This is a genomic window from Cupriavidus sp. HPC(L), assembly GCF_000307735.3.
Classification (GTDB): Bacteria; Pseudomonadota; Gammaproteobacteria; order Burkholderiales; family Burkholderiaceae; genus Cupriavidus.
In genome coordinates this window covers 1-1,983 of the sequence record NZ_AMPR02000338.1, presented here as the reverse complement: position 1 = coordinate 1,983, position 1,983 = coordinate 1, and the positions used below count along the sequence as shown (strand labels likewise).

Here is a 1,983-nt window from a genome sequence, read left to right as displayed (position 1 = left end):
CTGACCGTCGCGCAGATCCGCCGTGGGCTGCAGCGCGGCGCGCGCGTGGCGGCGCTGGCCCATGGGGCCTACGCGGCCGCGACGGGCCAGGTCGACGTCTCGCGCGATCCGCGCGAGCTGCGCAAGTACAACCTGCCGGATACCACGCGGATCGACGGCTGGCAGATCACGTTCCGCTCGCGCGACGGGCTGAACTCGATGACGCTCTGGCTCAATATCGGCGGCATCAAGTCGCTGTGGGTCGGCGGCAGCACCACGCCGTTCGCGTTCTCGCGCGACGGCAAGACCACCGTCGGCACGCGCGACGGCGTCAATATTCTGGAGGGCGGCGTCGCCTATCGCTTCGGCCTGCCATGGCTGTCGAAGATGGGCATGGCGAGCCTGCGCGTCGGCCACGTCAAGCACAACATCCTGCGCACCAACTTCGCCAACGGCAGGCTGACCGATGTGGACGGGCAGGCCACGTGGTCGTGGCCGGTCACGCCGGTGCTGATGGATGCGACCAATATCGGCCCGCTGCGCTTCTACGGATCGAATACCGCCAACCGCCTGCAGATAGGCCAGTACGGCAGCAAGGTCGGTCCGGCGCAGCTGTGGTATCTGAAGGGACCGGACCTGTCGAAGTCCCGCGTCAGCGAGATCGATGCGATCACGCTGAACAAGGAGTACGAGTGGCCCGACCTGTTCAGGGCGTCAGGGCGCGATCGCGCGGCATCGGCCGAGACCACGCATGGCGCCGCGCCACGCGTCCTGGCCGAGACCACGCATGGCGCCGCGCCACGCGTACTGGCCGAGCGGCGGGCCACGGCGCCGACGATGGAGGCCCCGCATCGCAACCTGTCGCGTCGCGCGGCCGCGGTGCTGGCGGGCTACCACCAGGTGGCGCCGGGCGACACGCTATGGAACATCGCGCGCAGCCATCGCGACACGCTGCTGGATGGCGACGGCGGGGCGGGTGCCGTGCCTGGCGGCGACGTCACGCAGACCAGCCGGGCGCTTGATCACCTGCTGCAGCTCAATGCCTCGATCGGCGATCCCGACCGCATCGTGCCCGGCTGGCTGGTCGATATCGCACCGCCGCAAACCAGCCAGGGCTGACCGCTGGCAGCTGACAGGCTGGCGGAAGTTCCCGTCCTACGAAGGCTCGGTGATGGCAAGGCGCGCCGCCCGCGGTACGCTACGCCATCTTCACGACGGCGTTGTCGCCGACCACGTTGTCGTCCCCGCGAAGGCGGACCCAGCGGCTTTCGAACGACGGCGTTGTCGTCCCCGCGAAGGCGGGGACCCAGTGGCGTTTAAAGACGTTGGATTCCCGCGTTCGCGGGAATGACGTGTTGCGACCGATCCTTTTCTCATGCCCGACCACCACTCATCCCTCGTCCCTGCATGGCGACGTCCTCGCGGCGCGCTGCTGGCGGCCTTGGTCACGCTCACCATGGCGCCCGCCGCCCATGCCCAACTGGTTCCGGTCGAGCGTTCGATCCTGATCCATCGCACGCCGCAGCAGGTGTGGGCGCAGGCCGGCGACTACTGTGCGATCGCCAAATGGGACAGCGCGTTGCGTTCGTGCAGCGTGGTGCTGGGCGACGGCTCGCCGGGTACCGTCCGTCGTGCCGAGCGCAAGAACGGCGGGCCGCCGGTGGTCGACGTGCTGGTCGATCGCGGGCCGTACTCTTACGTCTACCGCAAGCTGTCGAACCATACGCGCGGGCGACTGCAGGTAAGTCCCGGTCCCGATGCGGGCACCGCCGTGGTAACGTGGCAGATGTGGCTCGACCCGCTGTCCGTGCCCGCCGGCCCGCGTGCGGAGTATCCGCAGGCGCTGGGCAACGAAATGCAGGCGGCGCTGGGCCGCATCAAGGTGCTGGCCGAACAGCCGGTCGACAAGGCGCCAGCCTATCCGGTGCGCGAGTCCGCCGACGCGGCGCGTCCGTCGACGCAGGGAAGTTGAGCGGGAGCCGCGCTCGCTGCGGAGCGGGTTTT

Annotated in this window: 2 protein-coding genes; both read left to right on the top strand. The window is 69.3% G+C overall.

From position 1 onward, the window contains the following. Positions 1-1,098: LWXIA domain-containing protein (locus B551_RS17400; RefSeq protein ID WP_043440621.1), on the top strand; the 1,098-nt coding region annotated here is incomplete at its 5' end. Positions 1,099-1,435: 337 nt separating this feature from the next. Continuing rightward, entirely contained in the window at positions 1,436-1,951 is a 516-nt protein-coding gene (locus B551_RS17395; protein ID WP_006579071.1) for an SRPBCC family protein, read from the top strand. Positions 1,952-1,983: the final 32 nt, after the last annotated feature.

Excerpts from the sequence above, each read along its gene's own strand:
- B551_RS17395 (WP_006579071.1), top strand. The coding sequence starts at position 1,436 with ATGGCGCCCGCCGCCCATGCCCAACTGGTTCCGGTCGAGCGTTCGATC.